This is a genomic window from Frigoribacterium sp. AC759, assembly GCF_979256015.1.
This window is the reverse complement of record NZ_CEEDMT010000016.1, coordinates 1-22,042: the sequence shown is the minus strand read 5'-3', so window position 1 is coordinate 22,042 and position 22,042 is coordinate 1. Positions and strand designations below refer to the sequence as shown.

24 protein-coding genes are annotated in these 22,042 nt (G+C 67.4%); 10 read left to right on the top strand and 14 right to left on the bottom strand.

Annotation, left to right across the window (positions count from 1 at the left end; all coding sequences use genetic code 11):
• Nucleotides 1–16 precede the first annotated feature (16 nt).
• The 3 genes from ACZ6JE_RS11315 to ACZ6JE_RS11305 form a co-directional block, all read right to left on the bottom strand.
• Complete coding sequence (locus ACZ6JE_RS11315) at nt 17–709, bottom strand: HAD family hydrolase (protein WP_464318994.1); 693 nt, start codon at nt 707–709, stop codon at nt 17–19.
• A gap of 130 nt (nt 710–839) precedes the next feature.
• Nucleotides 840–1,244, bottom strand: coding sequence for a hypothetical protein (locus tag ACZ6JE_RS11310; protein WP_464318993.1), 405 nt, complete (start codon nt 1,242–1,244; stop codon nt 840–842).
• Between the two features lie 40 nt (nt 1,245–1,284).
• Entirely contained in the window at nt 1,285–2,106 is an 822-nt protein-coding gene (locus ACZ6JE_RS11305) for an ornithine carbamoyltransferase (protein ID WP_464318992.1), read from the bottom strand.
• Nucleotides 2,107–2,229: 123 nt separating this feature from the next.
• Here ACZ6JE_RS11305 and ACZ6JE_RS11300 point away from each other — a divergent pair, with 123 nt between their 5' ends.
• A complete protein-coding gene (locus ACZ6JE_RS11300) occupies nt 2,230–2,367 on the top strand; it encodes a hypothetical protein (protein ID WP_464318991.1) in 138 nt (45 codons plus the stop codon).
• A gap of 22 nt (nt 2,368–2,389) precedes the next feature.
• Nucleotides 2,390–3,760 carry a TrkH family potassium uptake protein gene (locus ACZ6JE_RS11295; RefSeq protein ID WP_464318990.1) on the top strand — a complete coding sequence of 457 codons (1,371 nt, stop codon included), beginning with the start codon at nt 2,390–2,392 and terminating at the stop codon, nt 3,758–3,760.
• 104 nt (nt 3,761–3,864) lie between these two features.
• On the opposite strand, the gene ACZ6JE_RS11290 is transcribed toward ACZ6JE_RS11295, so the two are convergent.
• Entirely contained in the window at nt 3,865–4,161 is a 297-nt protein-coding gene (locus ACZ6JE_RS11290) for a YrhK family protein (RefSeq protein ID WP_464318989.1), read from the bottom strand.
• Nucleotides 4,162–4,588: 427 nt separating this feature from the next.
• Between ACZ6JE_RS11290 and ACZ6JE_RS11285 the strand changes: the two genes are divergently transcribed.
• Nucleotides 4,589–5,146 (top strand): GNAT family N-acetyltransferase, encoded by a 558-nt coding sequence (locus ACZ6JE_RS11285; RefSeq protein WP_464318988.1) that lies wholly within the window; start codon nt 4,589–4,591, stop codon nt 5,144–5,146.
• Nucleotides 5,147–5,278: 132 nt separating this feature from the next.
• Here ACZ6JE_RS11285 and ACZ6JE_RS11280 read toward each other — a convergent pair whose 3' ends face one another.
• Nucleotides 5,279–5,662, bottom strand: a complete 384-nt coding sequence (locus ACZ6JE_RS11280) for a cupin domain-containing protein (protein ID WP_464318987.1) — start codon at nt 5,660–5,662, stop codon at nt 5,279–5,281.
• 79 nt (nt 5,663–5,741) lie between these two features.
• Between ACZ6JE_RS11280 and ACZ6JE_RS11275 the strand changes: the two genes are divergently transcribed.
• Together ACZ6JE_RS11275 and ACZ6JE_RS11270 are read left to right on the top strand one after the other, a co-directional pair.
• Entirely contained in the window at nt 5,742–6,509 is a 768-nt protein-coding gene (locus ACZ6JE_RS11275; protein ID WP_464318986.1) for a GH25 family lysozyme, read from the top strand.
• 43 nt (nt 6,510–6,552) lie between these two features.
• Entirely contained in the window at nt 6,553–7,137 is a 585-nt protein-coding gene (locus ACZ6JE_RS11270; RefSeq protein ID WP_464318985.1) for an NAD(P)H-dependent oxidoreductase, read from the top strand.
• 95 nt (nt 7,138–7,232) lie between these two features.
• Here the strand turns inward: ACZ6JE_RS11270 and ACZ6JE_RS11265 are convergent, their stop codons facing one another.
• The 6 genes from ACZ6JE_RS11265 to ACZ6JE_RS11240 all read right to left on the bottom strand — a co-directional run bounded on the left by ACZ6JE_RS11265 (nt 7,233) and on the right by ACZ6JE_RS11240 (nt 14,386).
• Nucleotides 7,233–7,799: a hypothetical protein gene (locus tag ACZ6JE_RS11265; RefSeq protein ID WP_464318984.1), complete on the bottom strand. Its 567-nt coding sequence runs from the start codon at nt 7,797–7,799 to the stop codon at nt 7,233–7,235.
• A gap of 89 nt (nt 7,800–7,888) precedes the next feature.
• Nucleotides 7,889–8,425, bottom strand: a complete 537-nt coding sequence (locus ACZ6JE_RS11260) for a putative immunity protein (RefSeq protein ID WP_464318983.1) — start codon at nt 8,423–8,425, stop codon at nt 7,889–7,891.
• Nucleotides 8,426–8,789: 364 nt separating this feature from the next.
• Nucleotides 8,790–10,964 (bottom strand): KAP family P-loop NTPase fold protein, encoded by a 2,175-nt coding sequence (locus ACZ6JE_RS11255; protein WP_464318982.1) that lies wholly within the window; start codon nt 10,962–10,964, stop codon nt 8,790–8,792.
• Nucleotides 10,965–11,698: 734 nt separating this feature from the next.
• Complete coding sequence (locus ACZ6JE_RS11250; RefSeq protein ID WP_464318981.1) at nt 11,699–13,135, bottom strand: sensor histidine kinase; 1,437 nt, start codon at nt 13,133–13,135, stop codon at nt 11,699–11,701.
• Nucleotides 13,125–13,808 carry a response regulator transcription factor gene (locus tag ACZ6JE_RS11245; RefSeq protein WP_464318980.1) on the bottom strand — a complete coding sequence of 228 codons (684 nt, stop codon included), beginning with the start codon at nt 13,806–13,808 and terminating at the stop codon, nt 13,125–13,127. Before ACZ6JE_RS11245 ends, ACZ6JE_RS11250 begins: the two co-directional genes overlap by 11 nt.
• A 74-nt stretch (nt 13,809–13,882) precedes the next feature.
• The gene (locus tag ACZ6JE_RS11240) at nt 13,883–14,386 is read right to left on the bottom strand and encodes an SgcJ/EcaC family oxidoreductase (RefSeq protein ID WP_464318979.1); all 504 of its coding nucleotides are present in this window, start codon (nt 14,384–14,386) and stop codon (nt 13,883–13,885) included.
• Between the two features lie 267 nt (nt 14,387–14,653).
• On the opposite strand from ACZ6JE_RS11240, the gene ACZ6JE_RS11235 reads away from it, so the two are divergent.
• Entirely contained in the window at nt 14,654–15,364 is a 711-nt protein-coding gene (locus ACZ6JE_RS11235) for a hypothetical protein (protein ID WP_463463372.1), read from the top strand.
• 120 nt (nt 15,365–15,484) lie between these two features.
• Here ACZ6JE_RS11235 and ACZ6JE_RS11230 read toward each other — a convergent pair whose 3' ends face one another.
• Entirely contained in the window at nt 15,485–16,969 is a 1,485-nt protein-coding gene (locus ACZ6JE_RS11230; protein WP_464318978.1) for a sugar porter family MFS transporter, read from the bottom strand.
• 37 nt (nt 16,970–17,006) lie between these two features.
• Here ACZ6JE_RS11230 and ACZ6JE_RS11225 point away from each other — a divergent pair, with 37 nt between their 5' ends.
• The 4 genes from ACZ6JE_RS11225 (at nt 17,007) to ACZ6JE_RS11210 (ending at nt 20,568) form a co-directional block, all read left to right on the top strand.
• Complete coding sequence (locus ACZ6JE_RS11225; protein ID WP_463464231.1) at nt 17,007–17,360, top strand: DMT family transporter; 354 nt, start codon at nt 17,007–17,009, stop codon at nt 17,358–17,360.
• A complete protein-coding gene (locus ACZ6JE_RS11220; RefSeq protein WP_464318977.1) occupies nt 17,360–17,677 on the top strand; it encodes a DMT family transporter in 318 nt (105 codons plus the stop codon). Before ACZ6JE_RS11225 ends, ACZ6JE_RS11220 begins: the two co-directional genes overlap by 1 nt.
• Before the next feature lie 118 nt (nt 17,678–17,795).
• Nucleotides 17,796–19,022 carry a calcium:cation antiporter gene (locus ACZ6JE_RS11215; RefSeq protein ID WP_464318976.1) on the top strand — a complete coding sequence of 409 codons (1,227 nt, stop codon included), beginning with the start codon at nt 17,796–17,798 and terminating at the stop codon, nt 19,020–19,022.
• Nucleotides 19,023–19,173: 151 nt separating this feature from the next.
• A complete protein-coding gene (locus ACZ6JE_RS11210; RefSeq protein WP_464318975.1) occupies nt 19,174–20,568 on the top strand; it encodes a PP2C family protein-serine/threonine phosphatase in 1,395 nt (464 codons plus the stop codon).
• On the opposite strand, the gene ACZ6JE_RS11205 is transcribed toward ACZ6JE_RS11210, so the two are convergent.
• Together ACZ6JE_RS11205 and ACZ6JE_RS11200 are read right to left on the bottom strand one after the other, a co-directional pair.
• Nucleotides 20,493–21,134: a TetR/AcrR family transcriptional regulator gene (locus ACZ6JE_RS11205; RefSeq protein ID WP_192061447.1), complete on the bottom strand. Its 642-nt coding sequence runs from the start codon at nt 21,132–21,134 to the stop codon at nt 20,493–20,495. The two genes, ACZ6JE_RS11210 and ACZ6JE_RS11205, sit on opposite strands and share 76 nt — an antisense overlap.
• Nucleotides 21,135–21,190: 56 nt before the next feature.
• A partial coding sequence (locus ACZ6JE_RS11200; protein ID WP_464318974.1) for a MurR/RpiR family transcriptional regulator occupies nt 21,191–22,042 on the bottom strand: 852 nt, incomplete at its 5' end.

Sequence of the window (22,042 nt, the reverse complement as noted above, 5' to 3'; positions counted from 1 at the left end):
CCTCAGCAGAGCACTCCTATCGAGCACCCTCGGATGCTGCGATCGAGGACGTGACGAGCTCACCGATCGGGAGCCCACGGCTGCGGTGGTCGTCGACCAGGAGCGGCTGCATCCCCGCTGCCCTGGCTCCGTCGGCGTCCTTCACCGGATCGTCGCCGACGAAGAGGCACGCCGCCGGCTCGACCCCCAGTTCAGATGCGAGAACTGCGAAGGCCCTCGCGTCGGGCTTCGCGAAGCCGATGCGCTCCGACGTGCAGACGACGTCGAAGGCGTCGAAGAGACCTGTCCACCGGAGCTTTGCCAGCTGCTGAGCCTCCGTCCCGTTCGTCAGCAATCCGATGCGGTGACCGGACTCGCGCAGGCTCCGAAGGAGGGGCAGCGCATCGGGAAATGCGCGCCAAGCCGATTCGTACGCCCGCAGGTATCCGCTGAACAACTCGTCGATCTCGACATCACTGGGAGGGACGTCGACCCCGAGCGGCGGTAGAACCGAGCGCAACCGCCGACGGCGCTGCTCCGAAAAGCTGATCTCACCCGACCGCCAGCGTTCGTAGTGCTCCTCTTCGGCGGCGAACCAGCTCGCGAGAGTCGATTCCGACGCCACCACATCAAGTGAGTGGAGGAAGCGGACCACCGCTGCACGTGCCGAACCCTGGTGATCGAACAACGTGCCGTCGAGGTCGAAGCAGACCGCATCCACTGGCGTCACCGCGCCAGTGTGGAAGCGGCCGTCGAGTTCTTCGAGCTTCGAGATCTGGACGGGAACAAGATCGGCTTCATGACGGAACCGACCTGATTCCGGCCACGGTCGATGAACGAGTCGCCTTGGTGCCGGGCCATCAGATGCGCTCCTTTCGCCCTCTTCGGAGGGCGAGCCCCGTCGCGACGGTCATCGCCACGACGAGGAGGACGAGTGACGCGATGATGAGGACGCGCTCGTCAGCGGCGAACCCGCTCGCGAAGAGCGTCCAGAGCGGTACGACAGAGCAGCTCAGTCCGAAGAGCGTCACCGCCACGACGTTCATCGCACGTTCGTTCTTGAGCACGACGAGAACGATGGTGAGGGCGAGAAACGCGAGGATGACGAAGGTCCCGACTGTGGCGGGGGCGATGCGCGCGCCGGCTCTGCACGATTCAGGTGCTGGGTAGATCGCCGGGCAGATCTGTTCGGCGCCCGTCGCGAGCCATGTCGCGGCCAGCCCGGATGCCGCGATCGCCAGGAGTCGAAGCACGAAGGTCCCCATGCCGACATTGTCTCAATCGATCGACTACAGGGGCTCGTCGTCATCCGAGGTCGAGGCAGAACGCCATGATCGCCTGCTGCACAGGGAGGAGCGGGGCCTTGAACGCATGACCGACGAAGGCCGAGTGCGACACGGCGTCGGCGCTCACCTCGCGGCCGCGGACGAATGGTGGGCACGGAGCGAAGCGCACCCCTGCCGGCGCGAGGTCGAGAAGGGCCGCCGTGACCCGATAGGGCTCGAGGAGCTCGGCGTGAGGCCCGGGACCGTCGGTGAGGACGACGTCCGCTGATCTGATGGCCGCATCCAGGTCATCTGTCCAGAGAGCGCCCGGAGTCGCGAGCTCAGCCGGGCAGCACTGGATGAGATCCAACTCCAGCACCCTCGCGGCCTCCTGCCATGCTCTCGCGATGTTGCCGTCGGCTCCGACGAAGAGGAAGCGGAGCTCCGAGATGTCTCCCCTGCGGCGCAGGGAGTACAGGTCGGAGAGCACCTCGCATGGGTGATTGACGTCGGTCATCGCGTTCACGACGGGCAGCGCGTGAGCCACCGCCAAGCCCTCGATGACGGAGAGGTCGGGGTGCCGAGCCACGATGATGTCGACCCAGGCGTCCAGATACCGGGCGACATCGGCCAGAGCCTCCGGCTTGTCGAGCGTGGTGTCGGGGAAAACGATCGGCTGGAGCCCCATCAGCGAGGCCCCGCGCTCGAACGTGACTCTCGTCCGCAGACTGCTCGGCGGAAAGAACATGACCGCCGCCCCCTCCTTGACCGGCCCACGGCCCTCGCTGTACGCATCCGCCAGAGCGAACACTTGGAGGACGTCTGCCGCAGACCACTCGTCGAGCTTGGTGAGAGAACGCATGCCACCACCGTAGAGACCGCCCGACCCGGGATCCTCCATCGGGCACCCGAGACACGGGCCCGACGAGCTGCTGTGCAGAGTCCTGCTCCGTCAGCACGCCCGGTCGAGGGTTAGTCTCTTCGCGTGAACTCGTCCCCTGATCCGAGCCGCTCGAGCGACCCTGACGACGTCGTCGGGGTCGGCGTCCTCGTCGGCTCCCTGAGCGCCGTGGTCACCGGTGGTCCGATCCTCGCCGTCCGGGGTCGGCGCCCCCGGGCATGAGCGACACGCGGGGGGTGGTGACGTGAACGACGGGGCGGCGACGGCGCGCATCGCCGCGCTGTCGCAGGGCGCCTTGCGACGGTCCCCGGCCCTCGTGGCCCTCGGGATCTTCCTCAGCGTGATCGTCCTGTTCTCGGCACTGCTCGCACTGCCGGCCGCGACGTCGGACGGGACACGCACCCCGCTGCACGATGCGGTGTTCACCGCTGTCTCGGCGATGACCGTCACCGGGCTCGTGACCGTCGACACCGCCTCCCACTGGTCCTTCTTCGGGCAGGTCGTCATCCTCGCCGGCATCCAGGTCGGCGGCCTCGGCATCGTCACCATCGCCCTCCTCCTCTCCCGGGCCGTCACGCACAAGCTCGGTGTCCGGGGCCGCATCATGGCTCAGCAGGGCATCGGCACGAGCAAGCTCGGCGAGGTCCAGTCGCTGCTGAAGATCGTCGTCCTCACCACGGTCGTGGTCGAGGCGGCTCTCGCCCTGGTGCTGGTGCCGGCGTTCATCGTCCGCGAGGGGTCCGTGGCCTCCGGCACCTGGCACGGTATCTTCTACGCGATCTCGGCCTTCAACAACGCCGGGTTCGTCACCCACGAAGGCGGCCTCGAGCAGTTCGGCACCGACCCGTTCATCCTCGTGCCGCTGATGGCCGGGGTCTTCATCGGCAGCCTCGGGTTCCCGGTGTTCATGATCTTGATGGTCCACAGGACCCACGTACGACGCTGGAACCTCCACACCAAGCTCACTCTGTCCGTGACCACCGGCCTCCTGATCTTCGGGGCCGTCGTGTGGACCCTCCTCGAGTGGGGCAACACGGCCACGATCGGCGACATGGCCTCCGGCGACAAGATCATCCACGGCCTGTTCGCGTCGACCATGATGCGCAGCGGCGGCTTCGCGCTCGTCGACACCGGCGCCTCCCACCCCATCACCCTCCTCGCCACCGACGCCCTCATGTTCGTCGGTGGCGGGTCCGCGTCGACCGCCGGCGGCATCAAGGTGACGACGATCGCGCTGCTGTTCCTGGCGATCGCCGCCGAGGGCAAGGGCGACAAGAACGTCAGGGTCTTCCGCCGCACCGTGCCCGAGGCGGCCCTCCGCGTCGCGATCAGCGTCATCTTCCTCGGCGCGACACTCGTACTCGCCGCGACGGCGCTGATCATGACCGTCAGCGACGAGCCCCTCGACCGCATCCTCTTCGAGGTGATCTCCGCCTTCGCGACCTGCGGCCTCAGCGTCGGGCTGAGCGCCGAGCTCGAGCCCTTCGGCAAGTACGTCCTCGCAGCGCTCATGTTCGCCGGGCGGGTCGGCCCCATCGGCCTCGCGTCCGCCCTCGCGGTCCGGCGACGGACACTGCTCTACGACTACCCCGAGGACCGCCCGGTCATCGGGTGACGTCGGCGCCGACCACTCCGGACGGCACCGGGTGCACCTGGCCTCGAGTCCAGAGTGGAACCGTCGGAGGCGCCAGGCCGTCGGATGCGTCAGACCGTCGCAGGTCAGAAATCCTGTCCGCTGTCTCCGGGTGCGCCGCTGCCGGAACGCTGCAGATGGATGCGACGAGCGAGTCTGATGAGGGGTCGGATCATCAGCTGGATGCTGCCGAGCAGAAAGAGCCACGTACCCGTGATGGTGGTGGACTCGGAGAAGAAGAGGATGCTGCCCACCACGAACCAGGCCGCGACCATGATGTCGTTGACGATGCTCACGACTTCGTACTTGTGTCGGATCACGATCTCGTCCGGTCCGATGGAGAAGCTCACGGTCCGGCCGTCGGAGTCTGAGTCGGGTGCCATCGCTCCATGGAACCACCAGGCCCCGTCCATGGCATAGAGGACCCCAGCGCCGCAGCGAGAACTCCGTCGACTCCATCACCGACGACACCGCAGTCGTGGTGCGAAGGTACGGAGATCAGGGTCTCTGTGCTTTCAGGCGGGGCCGCCGCGCAGGGGTGCGCGAAGCCGGCCCCGCCCTCGACATCGACAGACGGCCGACGCGACGAGGATCAGAATCGCCGCGGTAGCCGGTCGAGGGCGGATGGCCGATCCCGAAATCGGTCCATTCCTGGCGCGTAACCAGCGCGCTTACCGAGATCTATTACAACGCATGCACTTCGCGCTGTCGACCCTGGCGTGCGCCCGTCTCGCATTTCGGCCAGCCTCGATGATCGTCGGAGCCGCGGCGACTGACTCCTGATGGACGACGCACGGGAGAATGGTGGACATGACTCACTCGATACAGGCGACGCTGACGGAGCGCTTGACGCTCTCCCGCCCCAGCGATCGAGATCTGCCGGAACTCCACGCCCTGCATGCCGACCCGGAGGTCTGGAGACACCTCCCGTCCGCACGCCACACCGAGCCGGCCCAGACGCGCGAACTCGTCGATCGGTACCTGGCGGGGTGGGAAGTCAACGGCGTCGATGTATGGGTCGCGCGGGACACGGCGACGGGCGCGCTGGTCGGCATGGGCGGCCCCAGCCTTCGCGGGGGCCTCGCCTGGAACATCTACTACCGACTCTCTCCATCGGCATGGGGACGGGGCTACGCGCAGGAGATCGTCGCAGCGGCTCGACAGGCGGTGTCCGCGACAGGGCGCGATCTGCCGCTGGTCGCGTCCCTCCTCGAGCACAACGAGGGATCGCGTCGTGCGGCCCAGCGGGCGGGCCTCGAGCTCGTGTGGCGCGGCCCGGACGAGGGGAACCCCGACCCGGATGCCGTACGGCTCCTCTTCGCCGACCGCCCACTCAGCGAGGACGCACTCCGCCTCTTCGCCTCCTAGATGAGGGCCGGCGGGCTGCCACCAGGCACCAGCAGCCGAGCCGGAACACCGTCGTCGCACCCGGATCCCACCGCTTACGCCTGCCCTTTCCGCGATCGCCCACCGGACACACCGTCGGCCCTGCTGTCCAGGTCAGCGGAAGTCGCCGATCTGCCTCTCGACCGGAACGGTGCCCTCGACGATGACGTCGCCGGTGTGGGCCGTCGTGACCGTCTCGATCAGGACGATCTCGACCTCTTCGTCCGCGATCGGATTGTGCTGCACCCCTCGGGGGACGACGTGGAACTGCCCTGGGCCGAGTACGACCTCTTCGTCGTCAGGCAGCTGGATCCGGAGGCGGCCCGAGACGACGAGGAACATCTCGTCCTCAGCATCGTGAGCGTGCCAGACCAGCTCACCGAGCAGCTTGGCGACCTTCACGTACTGGTCGTTCACCTGCCCGACGACCCGCGGCGTCCAATGATCCCGAACCTCACGAAGCTCAGCAGCGACATCGATCCCGTGCAGATAGGTCATGAGACCATCGTGGTTCCTGGGTGGCATGACCTGCAGGTCGCATCCGACAACGAATGAGGCTCCGCATTGGAGGACCTGGATGGTAGCCAGAGCACGCCCGCTTCCTCGACCGCGTCGGCGGCGCCGCGTCGTGCTCGCGGCCGCCGGGGTCGCCCTCGCCCTGCTCGTCGTCGCCGCGCTCCTCCTGACGGGAACGCTCTGGCCCACCCGCACGGCGGCCCTCCGGTACCCGGTGCAGGGCGTCGATGTGTCCGCCTACCAGGGCATGATCGACTGGGATGTCCTGGCGGAGGAGGACATCGACTTCGCGTGGATCAAAGCCACGGAAGGCTCGAGCTACCAGGACCCCCGATTCGACGACAACTGGGCCGACGCACACGACACCGACCTGCTCGTCGGCGCGTACCACTTCATCAGCGTCGACAGCCCGGGAGCCGATCAGGCAGCCAACGTCATCGCCACCGTCTCCCGGAACGGGGGTGATCTGCCCGTCGTGGTCGACGTCGAGTGCTACGCGGAGTACTGCGACGCTCCTCCCCCGGCAGACGCGGTCCGGGAGGTGCTCGACCCGCTCCTGCTGGCCATCGAACGGCACTACGGCCGACCGGCTGTGCTCTACGCGACCCGCGACTGGTACGAGCGGTACCTCGCCGGGAACTACCCCGACAACCCCATCTGGTTCCGCTCCGTCGCCACCTCGCCGCATCTCGCCGACGACCGCGACTGGACCTTCTGGCAGTGGTCCGCGCGCGAACGACTCGACGGATACGACGGTGATGAGGAGTTCATCGACATGAACGCCTTCAGAGGCGACCGAAGGGAACTGGAGTCGCTGCTGCTGCCCTAACAGAGCGGCGGGGCGACCAGCCGCGTCCGCTTGACTGGGGTGCGTGAACACCCTCATCGTCACCGCGCACCCCGATCAGACCTCCCTCACCGCCGGCATCGCCCGGCAGATCCTCGAGGCACTGCAACCCGGCGAGGGCGCAGTCGCCGACCTCGCCGCTGAGGGCTTCGACCCACGCTTCGGTCTCGCCGATCGGGCCTGCTATCGCGGCGACGGGGGGACCCCCGCCGACGTCGTCCGCGAGCAGCTTCGACTCGATGCCGCCGACCACCTCGTCCTGGTGTTCCCCGTCTACTGGTGGTCGATGCCGGCGCTGTTGAAGGGCTGGATCGATCGCGTGTTCATCAACGGTTGGGCCTTCAGCATCGACGAGAGCGGCACACGGCGCAATCTCGGCAGGCTCACCGTCCACCTCGTAGCCGTCGCGGGCGACGCCGCCGGCACGTACGAGCGGCACGGCTACGAGCAGGCGCTCCGCACGCAGATCGAGCACGGGATCGTGGACTACGTAGGAGCTCGGCGCGGTTCCGTGGCCTTCGTGCACGAGTCGGAACAGGACGATGCGAACGCGCGCCAGGCCCTCGTCGACGACGCGGTCCGAGAGACCGTTCGCGCCATTCAGAGTTAGGTAGGGGCCCAGGACGCAGCCCCAACCGTGCCCTCGTGGCACGCCCGATGCACGATTCGGCCATCGGGCGACTGGGCGCAGGAGACGTCGATCCTCTAGCGGACGCGCTTCGCATGCTCCGCGATGACCTCGTAGAGCTGCTTGTGCAGATCCAGGGAGCCGTGCCAGTCGTCGGCGAGGAGCAAGCTGTGATCGGCACCCTCCATCGTCTGGACGACTGCATCTGTCTTGAGGCGCATCGCAGGAGACCACAGTGGATCCCGACTGCCTCCGACGGCGAGATGGGCCGCCGATGCCCGAACCAACGCGTCGAAGATCACCGCCTCAGTCAGGACCGGCGTGAGCCACACGCCCGGAACAGCATGTGCCACTGCCCACGGCAGGCCGAGGGTGCCGAACGACTTGGCGACGACGAGATCGATACGGCCACCCGCTGCATCGCCGGCCTCCTGCAACTCACGCTCGACGTGAGCCTGTGATTCGTCGACCGCCTGTGGATCCATGTCCCATTCGACCGCCCGAACACGCCACCCTCGTTGACAGAGCAGGACAGCAGACCAGTAGAGCAACGGCGCTTTGGCGGTGTAGCCCGTGCCGGGAAGGATCACGGCCACCGGAGCGGCCTCCTGCTGGGCCGACCCCGGCCAGGTGAACGAGCTCATGCCTCGAGACTAAGAGCCAGCTGGCGACAGCGGGGCGGTTCGGTGCACGATCCCCTTCGGGACCTGCACAAGAGGACCACAGGGGAAGCTCAGTCCTGCTCGATGTCTGTGAGGGTGCGCTGCAGTGCATGGATCGTCTCTCCGAGCACACCGGAAGCCAGGAGCCCCGGACCGAGAGGGCCGGACGAGTCCTCTCCGAGAAGCGGCAGGGTGCGGAGTGCGGCCCGGACCGAGCGGCTCATGCGCTGCAGTTGCCACTGCACCTCGGTCTCGCCTCCGTTCGGCGATGCCAGCCCGGCCGCTTTCGCCGCATAGGCGGCTGCGCCCAGAGCGTGGGCGCCCATGTGCGCTACGCCGGCCGCTTGCCCCGCGGACCACGCGGCCGCCTTCCCCGCCGGCGACGTGGCTGACTGCGCGGCCCGCCCCGCGACGAAGCGGCGCCGTATCTCTCCCGCTGCATCCAGCTCACCTCGCGAGAACGCATGCGCGCGAGCGATCCCGTCCCGTGGTCGGTCGTCTTCCGGAGCCTCGGCCTCGAAGAGAGGCAAGACCCTCTCAGCGCAGTCAGCAGCCCATGCTGCGACGAGACGACGGTCACCTTCGGACAGCGACTGAGGAGAGAGCATGCCAGCACTCTCGCAGAAGGCCCGGTCGACGATCGTCGGGAGCGTTCCTCCAGGTGGCCTCATCGGCTCCGTCAGACCCCGTCCCCGCATTCTTCTACTTCTTCTGCTGCTCCCTCTCCTGCGTCCAGGAGAAGTGACCCAGTGCGCCTGATCATGATGGCTCATGCCATGGATGAAACCGCCTGATATTCGGGGGGGGGGGGGGAGAGCCCGTGACGGACTTCTATCGGTCACTTGTCGAAGCGGAGACCTGAGTCGATCTCGTGCGGTGCAGACGCGACGTACAGGTGACCGAAACACTCAGACAGACAAGGCCTTGCACCCATCGCTCAATCGGCTTACTGACCATGAGGAAAAGCATCTATTACTCGTCGCCTGCCCGGCGTTTTTCAAGGTATCGTCGGGCGTCATCTAGAGCGACGGAACGCCGGTTTTGACCGGTGTCCTCCAAGTTCCAATCTTGCTCGGGAAGCTCAGGTGCTGAAGCCAGTTCAACCCTCAACCCCTCAGCAACCTCATCCGGGTCGAAGTAGGTTAAAAAGTCTTCCTCAGTGAGGTGGTCAAGAATCGGCACGCCAGGTCGCGCACTAGTACTGCCACCGTGCACAAGGCGAGCCAATTCGTCCAGAAGGCTCCATCGACCAGAAACTCTCTGCTCCTTCAGCCAATCTCGCGCAGCGCCATGCGTGATGTCCTCGTGGAGCCACAACATTTCCATGAACGTCGGCGAAGCGTCAAGAGCACTTTCGGGAAGTTGCCGATCAAGCTCGCCCATGAGGATTGGCGGCAGAACGTCACACAGATGCGTCCAGAATCCCTCGACGTTGCTTAATGGCACGCGTGCATACATAGCCGTGGTGTCTCGGCCGCTCCGTAGATATGTACCCATGCGAATCACCTCAAGGCGTCCTGCAGAAGACGAACACAAGTCGCGCACGGCGTCCTTAAAATGCACTGGCGACAAGCGCAATACATTCCACTGCAAAAGACGTGATACAACGGAATCATCATCGCTTGCCCACTCTGCCGCGCGCGGAAGCATGGTCAAAATCCAACTTGCAAGAAGAGGGGCGTCCGAATCTCGACTCTGAATCTTCCGAGCAGTTAGCGTGCCATGTGATTTGAGAGCCGTTGCCAACGCACCAAGGTCAGGGCCACCGCTAAGGCCTTCGTGAAGTGCCGCCAAGCCGCGGTCAACGAGAGCATCAGAGACGTCTTCCTCAGGCACCAAATAGGCAAAGTAGCGGTCGAAGTAATCGGGATCCGCGATGCGGCGCGGAGAATTCGAAGCAGCTTCAGGGGTGAAGCGGAACCGCTGCTCTACTAGGTCACTACGAAGTGCCGGGAAAAGGGTTCCTAGAAGAATGGCAACGTCATCGGTGTGCTCAGAGTCAACACCAGCTGAGGAGATGCGATCCAAAAGTTCCATGTGACGCTTGGCACCGTCATCACTTTCCTCCTTAGAAAAAAGTCTTGATAGAGAAACGGCCCGAATACCAAGAGCCCAGCTGCGGTGCGTGTAGATGGAGGAATAAAGACGTGGCTCGAACACCCGCAACCAGGTCAATAGTATGAAATCAGTGAGATCAACGTCTGGGACCAGCCTAGGAGTTAGCAACTCCAATTGAGCGAAAAATCTATTTATGCCTCGAACAGTTTGCAGCCGAGAAGAGAGGGTCTCCTCGTAAGCTCGCATAAAGCGTTGGCGACTTGGTTCATCTAACTTGACACCAAGTCGCACTTCGACCTTCTCGATGTTCAATTTGACGAGCTCTGAAGCCTGGGCGGTACGCAACGGTGGCAGATCGAAACGCATCTGAATGATTTTTTCGAGATATTCCTTCGCCCGAGACTGCTTACCGCCAACGAGAGATGTACGAGACAGGACATCCAATAGAGTGGCCTCGTCGTAGCTGAGGAGGTAATAGACGTTCGGTAGCCGTCCCACGAGCCGGACAAGCTTCGCAACCAGGACCAACTCCTGAGGGTCAAGTCGATCAAGATCATCAATGATCATTAAGATTGGAATGTTCGTTCGCCGAAGCGCAATCTCGGCGTCGCGAAATGCCTTGGAGGCCGATGCGTCACCAATCAAAATTTGGCCAAGGCTGGAAGCAATAGCACTTCCGTTCACTCCAGCAAAGCCACCGACCACACCGGCAAGCGGGGCCAGAGTGGTACTTAAGTTCCCCAATGCCTTGCGCGCCTTGCCGGTCTGGCCTCGTTTTGGAAGAGCCGATCGGAGCTCTCCAAAAAAGCCGAGCTGCATCGACGTCTCGTCGGCGTAGGACCAAGGATTGAACTCAACTATTTGCCACGGCTCCAACGAGTTATACAGCCTTCTTGAAAGAAGCTTGAGAACGCTACTTTTTCCCGAGCCCCACGGTCCAACAAGCCCGAAAACACTCGACAAGCCACCGCGTGAGGCGGACGTCAAAACCGCCGTCAGTTGCTGGACAAAGGGTGCGCGTCCCAGTCGATCCGCATGCTCAACTTCAATTGGATCATCGGAAAAAACTAGACTTTCGGACAACTTCATTTCTCCCAATTTACAAATTGTTGGTTCCGTTCGGGCAAGCCCATGTGCCACACACCTGACCCTATTCTCTAGGCCTAACAACCCCGTGAAAACCCTTGCGTAGTAGAACGTATCCTGAGGAGAGAAATATGGCTCAGAAAACTCTCGTTCAACTCGTCCATGACCTCGACGACTCCCCCTTGCCGACGGCGGAAAGATGACCGTCACTTTTGCCTCGACGCCATCTCCTATGAGATCGACCTAAGCCAGGCGCACGTGGACGAACCGAGCGAGGCTCTTGACCATCTATATAGCGGCGCGCCGGAGGGTGACCGGGCGGAAGAACGCAGGCGGCGCTTCGGCGGCGAGGTCGGACCCGTCGGGGCTGCGAAAAATCCCTGACTGGGCCAGCAAGAACGGTCACACCGTCGGGTGCCGCGGCGGATCTACGTCGCGCCTACAACGTCGCTCGATAACCCAGTGCCTGCAAGCTACACGGTGAAGAGGACGCTGGGCTAACCCCACCGCGATGCTGTCACCATCACGAACCTCACCACCCGGGCATTACGGAGGTACATGACCCTCCCTGTCGAAAACACGTTCCAACGCCACGCGAGCCGTGACCCAGAGCGCCCGTGGCACTGAGGTATGCCTCGGAACAGCAGGCCGCATGATCTCTGAACGACCGACTGCGGGCCGGCACACGCAGGCGCCGTGCCGTATTCGTCGCGCGACTCGTGCGTGGCGCACCCCGCTCACCGCGCACGGGGCCGGAGCGGCGGGCGCCCGGTCGGACTCTGGTGCGCCTCCTGCAGGTCCGCCCCGCCGCCCCTGAGGAGGAGCCCGGCGGTGAGCCCGCCGCCCCGGGCGTCGGCCAGGCCGATCGACCCGCCGTCGTGCTCGACGAGCTCGCGGGCTATCGCGAGCCCGAGACCCGAGCCGCCCGGTGCCGTGCTCCAGAAGCGGTCGAACGCCCGGGCGCGGTCGTCCGCCGTCATGCCGCCGCCCTGGTCGCTCACCTCGACCACGACCCCGTCCGACGTCGGCGCCGCCCGGAGGGTCACCGTCGCACCCGCCGGACTCGCCCGCACCGCGTTGTCGATCAGGTTGTCGAGCGCCTGCTCGAGATGCCCCGGGGTCGCCAGCACCGGCAGCTCACCACCCGGCAGATCGACGACGATCGCCACCCCGACGTCCTCCGCCGCCGACGACCAGATGTCCGCCCGCTCGTCGAGCACACCGCGGATGTCGACCCGCACCGGCGTGGCCGTCGACGCCTGACTCCGCGCCAGCTCGAGCAGGTCGGAGACGAGGCGACTGAGACGACCCGACTCGCTCAGGGCGCGATCGACGGCCGCCTTGTCGCCCGGGTCGTCGAGACGGTCGTGGAGGTTCTCGAGACCCAGGCGCAGGGCGGTGAGCGGCGTCCGCAGCTGATGCGACGCGTCGGCGGTGAAGGCGCGCTGCGCGGTGAGCAGCACCTCGATGCGCCGCGTGCCGTCGTTCAACGTGCCCGCCAGACGCCGCATCTCGGAGGTGCTCATCTCGTCGAGATCCACCCGGGCGCTCACGTCGCCGCGCGAGATGCGATCGGCCATGGCGTCGAGCAGCCTGAGCGGCCGCAGCAGCGACGTCGCGACGACGGCGCTCGCGATCACCGACAGGACGAGCACGATCACCCCGGCCCCGAGTCGGAAGAGCCACACGCCCTGCACCTGAGCGTCGACGGGCGCGGACGGCACGGTCACCCGCACGGCGCCGTCCACCCGGCCGTCGTCGGTCACCGCGGGGACGGTCACCTGCAGACCGCGCTCGCCCAGCACGGAGTCGTCGAGCGATCGCACGCTCTCCTCCCCCGACAGGGCCGCGTCGAAGTCACCGTCGTCGGCCCCCGCGACCTCGCGACCGAGGGCCGGTCGCCGGTCGACGCCGATCAGCTCGACGCGGCCGTCGGTCTGATCCTCGACCTCCTCGCGCAGCCGGACCAGTGCGAGTCGGGCGCCGCGGGCCGTGGCATCGTCCGCCTCCGTCGCCGTCGAGAGGAGGACCGCGATCGTGCGCGCCTCCCTCAGGGCCACCTCGCGCTGACCGTCGCGCAGCAGGTCGTTCAGCTGGATGCCGACCGGCACCGTGAACGTGACGAGCGCGAGGCCGACGATCACCAGGTACGAGGCGATGAGCCTACGGCGCATCGGCGTGCTCCACCCGGAACCCCACCCCGCGCACGGTCGTGATCGCGACCGCCGCGCCGAGCTTCTGCCGCAGCGCCGAGACGTGGACGTCGAGCGTGCGGGTGGACCCGAACCAGTGGGTGTCCCAGACCTCGTCGATCAGCGCCTCCCGGGTGACGACCGATCCGACCCGGCGGGCCAGGGCGACGAGCAGATCGAACTCCTTCGGGGCGAGTGCGATCTCGAAGTCGCCCTGGGTCACGCGGCGGGCCGCGACGTCGATGGTGACCGTGCCGAGCCGGACGGGAGGAGGCGCGGGCTCCGTTCCCTCGCCCGTCGCGTCGGTCGCGTGCCGGCGGGTCACGGCGCGGATCCGCGCGACGATCTCGCGGACCCCGAACGGCTTCGCGACGTAGTCGTCGGCCCCGACCTCGAGCCCCGCGACCGTGTCGACCTCGTCGCCGCGGGCGGTGACGACGATGATCGGCACGTTCGACCGGGCGCGCAGACGGCGGCACACGTCGAGGCCGTCCATGTCGGGCAGACCGAGGTCGAGGAGGACCACGCCGGGAGCGTCGGCGGACAGCGCCTCCCGCCCGGTCGTCACCCAGTCGACCTCGTAGCCGTAGCGCGCGAGGCCTTCGCGCAAGGACCCGGCGATCGCGGGGTCGTCTTCGACGAGGAGAACGTGCACACCGGATCGTCTCAGTCGCGGCTGGACAGGAAACGAACGGACGCCGGAGGTGCGCCGAGGGTCGACACGATGGCCTACTGCTTCACCGGCTCCTTCGAGGAGTGGTGCTCGACGATCTTCCACTCGCCGTCGGTCTCGGCGTACACGAAGGTGAACCGCGCGGGCACGACGTCACCGGTCGCCCCCATCGTGAACGTGTAGAGACCGGAGTGCGAGACGTACCCGTCGCCCAGGTCGCGGACGACGCCCTCGGTGATCTCACCCGACGGCTCGTCGAGCAGGAAGCCCTCGAAGTACTCGAGCCGCTCCTCCTCGGTGTCGTGGATGCCGGGCGAGACGGTCGGCAGCAGGACCGCGTCGTCGGCGTAGTGCTCGGCGACCTGCTCGGGGTCGCCCGTGGCGAGCGAGGCGTTCCAGTCGTCGAACAGGGCCTGCACCTCGGCGTCACTCGGGGCGGCGACCGGCGAGGAGGCGTCGGAGGCGGCGTCGGCCGTCGCGGCCGTGCAGCCCGTGATGCCGAGCAGGGCCACGGCGGAGAGGGCGACGGCGGAGACGGTGAAGCGGCTACGGCGGGTCATGTGCGGATTCCTTCGCGTGAGGGCCGGGGGTCCGGCCGGTGATCTGCTGTGGGATCAGCCTCGCGAGACACGCGTCAGCAGCCCGTCAGGAGAACGTCAACGCCCGGCCAGCATCGTGTCGGACGGCCGGGGGCCGCGCCCGCGATCATCCCGCTCGGGCCTCCCTTCATCACGGAAAGGTAACGAACCAGATCGGTTCCAATCGTTTGGCGGGAGGGTGGCGAATCCTTTTCATCCCCACCGGGAATCACAGAAAAGGACCTGATCATGAATGCTTTCTCCCGTAAGAAGATCACCAAGGTCGGACTCGGCCTCGTCGCTTCCGGCGCCCTCGTGTTCTCGCTCGCCGCGTGCTCGATGGACTCCAACAGCGGCTCCACCGAGTCGACCAGCTCGGCTTCGGCATCGGCCGAGCCCAGCGCCGAGGCCACCCCGGTCGCCTCGCTCCCCGACCTCAGCAACGGCGTCGACACCCAGGTCACCGTCGACCAGTCCTTCGTCGACGCGCTCACCTCGCTGGGTCTGACCCCGGCCCCGGTCGGCACCGGCACCTTCGACGGCGCCACGGGCACGTTCGCGTTCCCGATCACCGGCGGCAACGTCGACTACTACGACCCCTCCTCCGACGTGCGCCCCTACGTCCAGGGCGAGCTCGACCACGACGGCTCGGGCCTGTCGCTGACCGCCGGTGACACCACCGTCGAGCTCACCGACTTCCGCATCGACCCGGGCGAGTCGAAGCTGTACGGCACCGTGTCCGCCAACGGCGAGGTCGTCGTCGAAGACGCGTACCTGTTCAACCTCTGGGGCGGCACCCTGAAGCCCCTCCAGATGGAGGGCACCAACGCCGTCCTCGAGGGCACGACCGTGCACATCAGCCCCGACGCCGCCGCGCTGCTGAACGAGACCTTCAGCACCGACGCCGTCCAGGACGAGATGCTCGTCGGCGTCGCGAAGATCACCGTCGCCACGGAATAACACCCTCTGGTGAATCCGTGACGACAGCCGGCCTCGCCCACCCGGGCGGGGCCGGTGTTCCCGGTGGGCCCCCTCTCGCACCTCGTGCGGGAGGGGGCTTCTCCTATGCGCCCGCGGGGGTCATCTCACGACGTCGATGGACCCTGTGCTGAAGTCCTCTTCGATCTGCTCGAGAGAACGGCCATTGGTCTCGGGGACGCGGGTCGCGGCGAAGACGAAGGAGGCGGCGTTCAGCACGGCGAAGATGAAGAACGTCGTCGAGATGCCGATGCCCGCGACCAGGATCGGGAAGAGCAGGCTGACGGCGAAGTTCGTGAGCCAGAGCACGAGCGCGGTGAGACCCATCCCGATCCCGCGGAGCTTGAGCGGGAAGATCTCGCTGAGCATGAGCCACACGAGCGGCCCGATGGTGCCCTGCATGGTGCCGACGAAGCCGATGATGAAGATCAGCACGACGATCGCACGGCCCAGGCCCTCCGGGATCAGCAGGGACGACAGGCCGATGAGCAGGTGGAAGACCGTCACGCCGGCGAAGCCGAACATGAGCATGTTGCGTCGGCCGACCCTGTTGATGATGCGCAGGGCGACGAGCATCGCCACGACCGCGATCACGCCGGCGCCGACGTTGGCGATGAGGGCGCCGTTCTGCGAGAAGCCCGACTGCTGCAGCACCTGGGTGCCGTAGTACATGATCGAGTTGATGCCGGTCAGCTGCTGGGCGACGGCCAGGCCGATCCCGACGAGCAGGATCCTCCGGAGCCAGGGTTCGGCGACGAGGTCGGCGAGGCGGGCTCTCCGGGCCTCCTTCTCCTCCTCCGCGAGTTCGCGGACCTCGGCCATCTCGGCCACGGCGCGGTCGTCGGCGCGGATCTGCTTGAGGACTGCGAGGGCGTCGTCGTCTCGGCCCTTCGCGATGAGCCAGCGGGGGCTCTCGGGCACACGGAACATGCCGATGAAGAGCGCGATGGCGGGCAGCACGGCGACCGAGAGCATGTAGCGCCAGACGTCGTCGTGCTCGCCCCAGATGCTGCCGATGACGGCGTTGATCGCGAACGCGGCGAGCTGGCCCGAGACGATCATGAGCTCGTTGCGACTGACGAGTCCGCCGCGCTGCTCGGTCGGGGCCAGCTCGGCGAGGAAGACGGGGACCGTGACGGAGGCGCCGCCGACGGCGATCCCCAGGAAGAACCTCGCCCCGGTGAGGAACTCCCAGGTGGGGGCGAGGACGCACGCGAGGGCGGCGAAGAAGAACAGGATCGCCAACGTGTTGATGGTGGGCTTCCGGCCGAAGGCGTCCGAGATCCGCCCGATGAAGAACGCCCCGAGGGCGGCTCCGATCAGGATCGCCGACACCATGACGCCCTCGGTGGTGGGCGTGAGCCCGAGGCTCTCCTCCATCGAGTCGAGGGCGCCGTTGATGACACCGGTGTCGTAGCCGAAGAGCAGCCCGCCGAACGTCGCGATGACCGCGACGGTGCCGAGTCGTCTGGTGTGGGGCCCGGAGACCAGGGCGGGGAGCGCTCGTCGGGGAGAGCTGCCGGATGCGTTAGTGACGGCGATTCCTTCGTTGACTGCAGCGACTGCCGCACGCCCACGGTAGTGCACGGTGGTCTCTAAGCTCGATCGACGAAGGGACCGACTCATGAACGAGACCACGAAGGGCTGGCTGCTCCTCGCGGCGGCGATCCTGTCCGAGGTGACCGCGTCGCTGTCGCTCAAAGCCGCCCTCGAGCAGCCCGCCTTCTACGCCGTGGTCGCCGTGGGCTACCTGGCCGCCTTCATCCTCCTGGCCCTGGTGCTCCGCACCGGGATGGCCCTCGGGGTCGCCTACGGCATCTGGGGTGCCAGCGGCGTCGCCCTGACGGCGGTCGCATCGAGTCTGTTCTTCGGTGAGCCGATCACGTTCCTGATGGGCATCGGCATCGTCGTCGTCATCGTCGGCGTCCTCTGCGTCGAGCTCGGCGCCCAGGCTGCGACGAAGCCGGAGACCGACTGATGGCCTACCTGTTCCTCCTCCTCGCCATCGCCTTCGAGGTCGCCGGGACGACGTCCCTCCGCCTCGCCATCGAGGACAGGCGCTGGTACGGCGGCGTCGCCGCCGGCTACGTCGTCGCCTTCTCCATGCTCGCCCTCGCCCTCGCCGGCGGCATCCCCCTCGGAGTCGCCTACGGCATCTGGGCCGCGGCGGGGGTCGCCGTCACCGCGATCATCTCGAGGTTCCTGTTCGAGGAGCCGCTGACCTGGCTGATGAGCCTCGGCATCGTCATCATCGTCGGCGGCGTGCTCCTCATCGAACTCGGCGCCAGCCACTGATCGTGCGTTCTGCACCGGGGATGCTCGGGCGGCGCTGGTATCGTCGGCTGATCGATGCACCCCGGGGGACGACCTCCGCGGGTCGGCAGCTCTCGGGGACGACCTCGCGGAGGTGACCATGCCCCACACGACTCGTTCACACCCCTCGACAGAGGCACCGACGACGGCCCCGGCGACGCCCCTCGGCGTCGTCCTCGCCCCCTCGACCCTCGTGCCGCTGATCGCCGTGTGGCTGGTCGTCGCCGCCTCCGTCATCGTCGGACCGGGTCTGCTCCACGACCCCGTCGCTCCCCCGGTGGCCGCGGTGTCGTTCGTCGTGATCCTCGCGGCGATCGTGGTCGCGGCGTTCCGCGTCGTCCACGAGGCCGAGCACCTGGCGAGAGCCCTCGGAGAGCCCTTCGGCACCCTGATCCTGACCCTGTCGATCGTGATCATCGAGGTCATCCTGATCGCCTCGGTCATGCTCGGGCCGGGTGAGTCGACGACCATCGCCCGCGACTCCCTCTTCGCCGTGATGATGATCATCATCAACGGCGTGCTGGGTGCCGCCCTCCTGGTGGGCGGACTGCGGCACGGCCCCCAGCGTTACAACCGGGAGGGCACGTCGCAGTACCTCGGAATGATCGTCGTCTTCACGCTGCTCGCGCTCGTCCTGCCGAATGCGACCACCTCGGCCGCCGCCGGATCGTTCTCGGACGTGCAGGCGGTCGGCGTCGCCGTCCTGGCGGCCGCCGCCTACGCGATCTTCCTCGGCCTGCAGACGACGAAGAACCGCGAGCTGTTCACGCAGCCCTCCCCCACAGCGGCGACGATGTCGGAGGCGACGTCCGGGGCGATGTCGGAGGCGACGACGGGCGGCACGGGGAACGAGTCCGCGGCCCATCCGAGCAGATCCATCGTCATCACCCACTCGGCTCTGCTCGTCGTCACCGTCCTCCCCATCGTGCTGCTCTCGCACGATCTGGCCACCCTGCTCGACGTCGGGATCGCCCTCCTCGGCGCCCCCGCGACCCTGAGCGGCGTCCTGATCGCCCTCATCGTCTTCACTCCCGAGGCTGTGACGGCGATCCGCGCCTCCCTGGGCAACGAGACCCAGCGGACCATCAACCTGGGGCTCGGCGCCTTCGTCTCCACCGTCGGCCTGACCCTCCCCGCGGTGCTCGTCATCGGCCTGATCACCGGCGAGACGGTCGTTCTCGGCGAGTCGGCCGCGAACACGGTGCTCATCGCGGCGACGCTCGCGTTGAGCATCGTCACCTTCACGTCGAAGCGCACCAACGCGCTGCACGGGGTCGCCCATCTCGTCCTGTTCGGCGTGTTCGCCCTGCTGATCTTCTCCCCGTGACCAGAACGGGTCGTTCCCCAACTGGGGGTGCCCTGCCGCCCCCTCCGGCGGCTTAAAATACCGTGGGGGTCCGAGGCGTGCGAGGCCGCCGATACGACCCGCCGAGGTCGAGTTCTCCGGTCGCCCGACTACGAAAGAACAGAGATCCTCCTTGCTCGACTCCATCACTCTGCGGATCGCGTTCGGCGTCATCACCCTCACCCTGTTCCTGCTCTTCGCGTTCGTCACCTACCGCAGCACGCGATCCGCCTTCAGCTTCTGGTGGTGCGCGGCGCTCGTCCTCTTCATGGCCGGGTCCTTCGCCTATCTGCGAGACGGCACGGCCGATCAGGTGTGGGGCAATCCCCTCGGCAACGGCGTCGTGGTCGCCGGCGCCGCATCGGTCTGGATGGGCAGCAGATCCCTGCGGGGCCGACCGACGCCGTGGTGGCTCGTCGTCGCACCGGCGGCCTTCGTCACGTCCGTGTCGGCCTTCGACTCGCCGGCGACGAACGACTGGTCGGGCGGACCCTTCTATCTGGCCCTGATGGGCACTCTGATCAGTCTCTCCACCCGCGAGATCGTGCTGCTCGACGCCCACCTGTCGCGAACCCGCTGGCCGCTCATCCTGGCCTCGGGGGCCCTCGGTCTCTACTACCTCGTCCGCTTCGGGGTCTTCCTGGCGGTCGGCCCGCGCAGCGACCTCTTCGTCACCTTCTTCGGAACCCCGTCGACGACGCTGATCACCCTCGTGCTCCTCGTCGTGGTGTCGTTCAGCATGGCGTCGCTCAGCGGCGAGCAGACCACCAAGGTGCTCGCCGCCCGCGCGGCCCGCTCGCGTCAGGAGCTGCTCGACGGCGGCGGGGTGCAGCGCCGGCTGCTGCCGCAGTCGACCCCCGATCTGCCGGGCTACGACGTCGCCGGCACCTGCATCCCGAGCGGTGCGGTCAGCGGTGACTTCTTCGACTGGCAGCGGACACCGGACGGCCTCGTGGTCACCCTCGCCGACGTCATGGGCAAGGGGGTCGGCGCGGCGATGATCGCGGCGACCGTCCGGGCGTCGCTCCGCGCCGCGACCCCGTCTCACGAGCCCGGTCAGACGATGTCCATCGTCGATCGCGCGGTCGAGACGGATCTCGAGGCCGTCGACGCCTTCGTCACCCTGCTGCACCTGCGGCTCGACGCCGAGAGCGGCGTGGTGACGGCGGTCGACGCGGGTCACGGTCTGGGCGTCATCTGCCGAGCCGACGGCACCCGCGAGGTGATCGCCTCCGAGAACCTCCCGATGGGCGTCTTCGGCACGCAGACCTGGGTGACGACCACGGCGCGTCTCGATCCCGGCGATCTGCTGCTGATCTGCAGCGACGGGGTCCTCGACCTCTTCGACGACGACGTGTCGGCGCTCAGCAGGGCCGCCGACGTCGCGACCGCCGCCGAGCCCACCGCGTCGGGCTCGGTGACGAGCATCACCCGTCTGGCCGCCGAGGGCGACTACCCCGACGACGTGACCGTGGTGGCGATCCGCCGCGATCTCGTCAGCGCCTCGACCACCTCGCCCATCACCTGACCCGGCGACACCTCGCCGGTGGCGGGCGAGTCGAAGGCCGACCCGAGGGCGATGTCGATCAGGAGGCGCGCGAGGGTGTCGGAGGTCAGTCCCGTGACCTGCACCGTGCCTCCGGCGAAGACCTGATCGATCAGCCCGCGCAGCTTCTCGAGCACGGCCCGACGCTGCTCGACGAAGACCGCCATGACCTGCTCGTCGGCGAGCGCCTGCGAACGGAACTCGGACATGAGCGCGAAGTCCTCGGCCGTGCCGGGGCCGTACGGCTCGAACGCCCGGCGCACCGCGTCGGGCAGCGAGGTCAGCTCGGTGCCGGGCAGCATCATGTCGTCGAGGGCCTTCAGCGCCCCGTCGGTCTCGCGGCGCAGCAGCTCGACCACGAGATCGGCCTTCGACGCGAAGTTCGAGTAGACGGCGCCCTTGCTGAAGCCGGCCTCGCGGGCCACCTCGTCGAGCGTGGTCGTGTGGACCCCGCCGGTCGAGAACAGCCGGGCCGCGGCCACCAGCAGCCGTTCTCGCACCTCCGCCTTGCGGGGCCGAGAACCGGGGGCGTCGGCGGTGCTCACCATGACTTCGACCCTAGGGGACTCTCCGTCGCCGCCGCTGCGACGCTGGCCGTCATCCGCTACTCGAGTTCGGCGAGGTCGCTGTAGAGCGACGTGATCTGACCGACCCGCGTCCGCCCCGCCCGCGGATGCTCGGCGAGCACAGCGGAGGCGAGCAGCGCCGCGAGACTCATCGCCGCGGCGTAGCTGTCGAACGGCGACTCGCTGTCGACCGGGCACTCGAGCCGCAGCGCACCGGGGGCGCGGGCCGTCACGTCGCCGATCAGCACCACGGGCACGCCCTGCCGCCCGAGGGCGCTGACGAGCCCCGCGAAACCGGCCGGTCGCCGACGGAACCCGACGAGCACGACGACGTCGCGCTCGCCCAGCCCGGCCAGCTCCTCGCCGACCGACTGCCCGGGCTGCGGCGCGAGACGCACGTCGTCGCGCGCCTGCACGAGCTGCTGCCGCAGGTGCGAGGCGACCGGGTAGCTGTTGCGGAACCCCGCGACGACCACCCGGCGGGCCCCGGCGATCAGCGTCGCCGCCCGCTCGAGCCGACCGTCGGCGAGACCGTCGAGCATGCGCTGCAGGTTGCGGTGCTCCGCCGCCGCGTGACGCACGAGATCCGAGGAGGCGCTGGCCGACCCGACCGGGACCCCTCGGCTCCGTGAGGCCCTCGCCTGATCGCGGACCTCCTGCGCGTCGGTGAACCCGAGGCGCCGGAACAGCCGCGACACCGTCGCCTTCGACACCCCGCTCTGCTCGGCGATCTCGGTCGCCGTGTAGACGGCGAGGTCGTCGAGGTGATCGAGGATGAAGTCCGCCGCACGCTGCTCGCTCGGGCTCAGCGCACCGTAGCCCGAGTCGATGCGGTCGCGGATGCCCTCGGGGGCCGGGTCGGGGGCCGGGTCGGGCGCCGAACCGGCCCC

Excerpts from the sequence above, each read along its gene's own strand:
- ACZ6JE_RS11310 (WP_464318993.1), bottom strand. The coding sequence starts at position 1,244 with ATGGGGACCTTCGTGCTTCGACTCCTGGCGATCGCGGCATCCGGGCTG.
- ACZ6JE_RS11305 (WP_464318992.1), bottom strand. The coding sequence starts at position 2,106 with ATGCGTTCTCTCACCAAGCTCGACGAGTGGTCTGCGGCAGACGTCCTC.
- ACZ6JE_RS11290 (WP_464318989.1), bottom strand. The coding sequence starts at position 4,161 with ATGGCACCCGACTCAGACTCCGACGGCCGGACCGTGAGCTTCTCCATC.
- ACZ6JE_RS11285 (WP_464318988.1), top strand. The coding sequence starts at position 4,589 with ATGACTCACTCGATACAGGCGACGCTGACGGAGCGCTTGACGCTCTCC.
- ACZ6JE_RS11280 (WP_464318987.1), bottom strand. The coding sequence starts at position 5,662 with ATGACCTATCTGCACGGGATCGATGTCGCTGCTGAGCTTCGTGAGGTT.
- ACZ6JE_RS11275 (WP_464318986.1), top strand. The coding sequence starts at position 5,742 with ATGGTAGCCAGAGCACGCCCGCTTCCTCGACCGCGTCGGCGGCGCCGC.
- ACZ6JE_RS11265 (WP_464318984.1), bottom strand. The coding sequence starts at position 7,799 with ATGAGCTCGTTCACCTGGCCGGGGTCGGCCCAGCAGGAGGCCGCTCCG.
- ACZ6JE_RS11260 (WP_464318983.1), bottom strand. The coding sequence starts at position 8,425 with ATGCTCTCTCCTCAGTCGCTGTCCGAAGGTGACCGTCGTCTCGTCGCA.
- ACZ6JE_RS11255 (WP_464318982.1), bottom strand. The coding sequence starts at position 10,964 with ATGAAGTTGTCCGAAAGTCTAGTTTTTTCCGATGATCCAATTGAAGTT.
- ACZ6JE_RS11250 (WP_464318981.1), bottom strand. The coding sequence starts at position 13,135 with ATGCGCCGTAGGCTCATCGCCTCGTACCTGGTGATCGTCGGCCTCGCG.
- ACZ6JE_RS11240 (WP_464318979.1), bottom strand. The coding sequence starts at position 14,386 with ATGACCCGCCGTAGCCGCTTCACCGTCTCCGCCGTCGCCCTCTCCGCC.
- ACZ6JE_RS11235 (WP_463463372.1), top strand. The coding sequence starts at position 14,654 with ATGAATGCTTTCTCCCGTAAGAAGATCACCAAGGTCGGACTCGGCCTC.
- ACZ6JE_RS11225 (WP_463464231.1), top strand. The coding sequence starts at position 17,007 with ATGAACGAGACCACGAAGGGCTGGCTGCTCCTCGCGGCGGCGATCCTG.
- ACZ6JE_RS11220 (WP_464318977.1), top strand. The coding sequence starts at position 17,360 with ATGGCCTACCTGTTCCTCCTCCTCGCCATCGCCTTCGAGGTCGCCGGG.
- ACZ6JE_RS11215 (WP_464318976.1), top strand. The coding sequence starts at position 17,796 with ATGCCCCACACGACTCGTTCACACCCCTCGACAGAGGCACCGACGACG.
- ACZ6JE_RS11205 (WP_192061447.1), bottom strand. The coding sequence starts at position 21,134 with ATGGTGAGCACCGCCGACGCCCCCGGTTCTCGGCCCCGCAAGGCGGAG.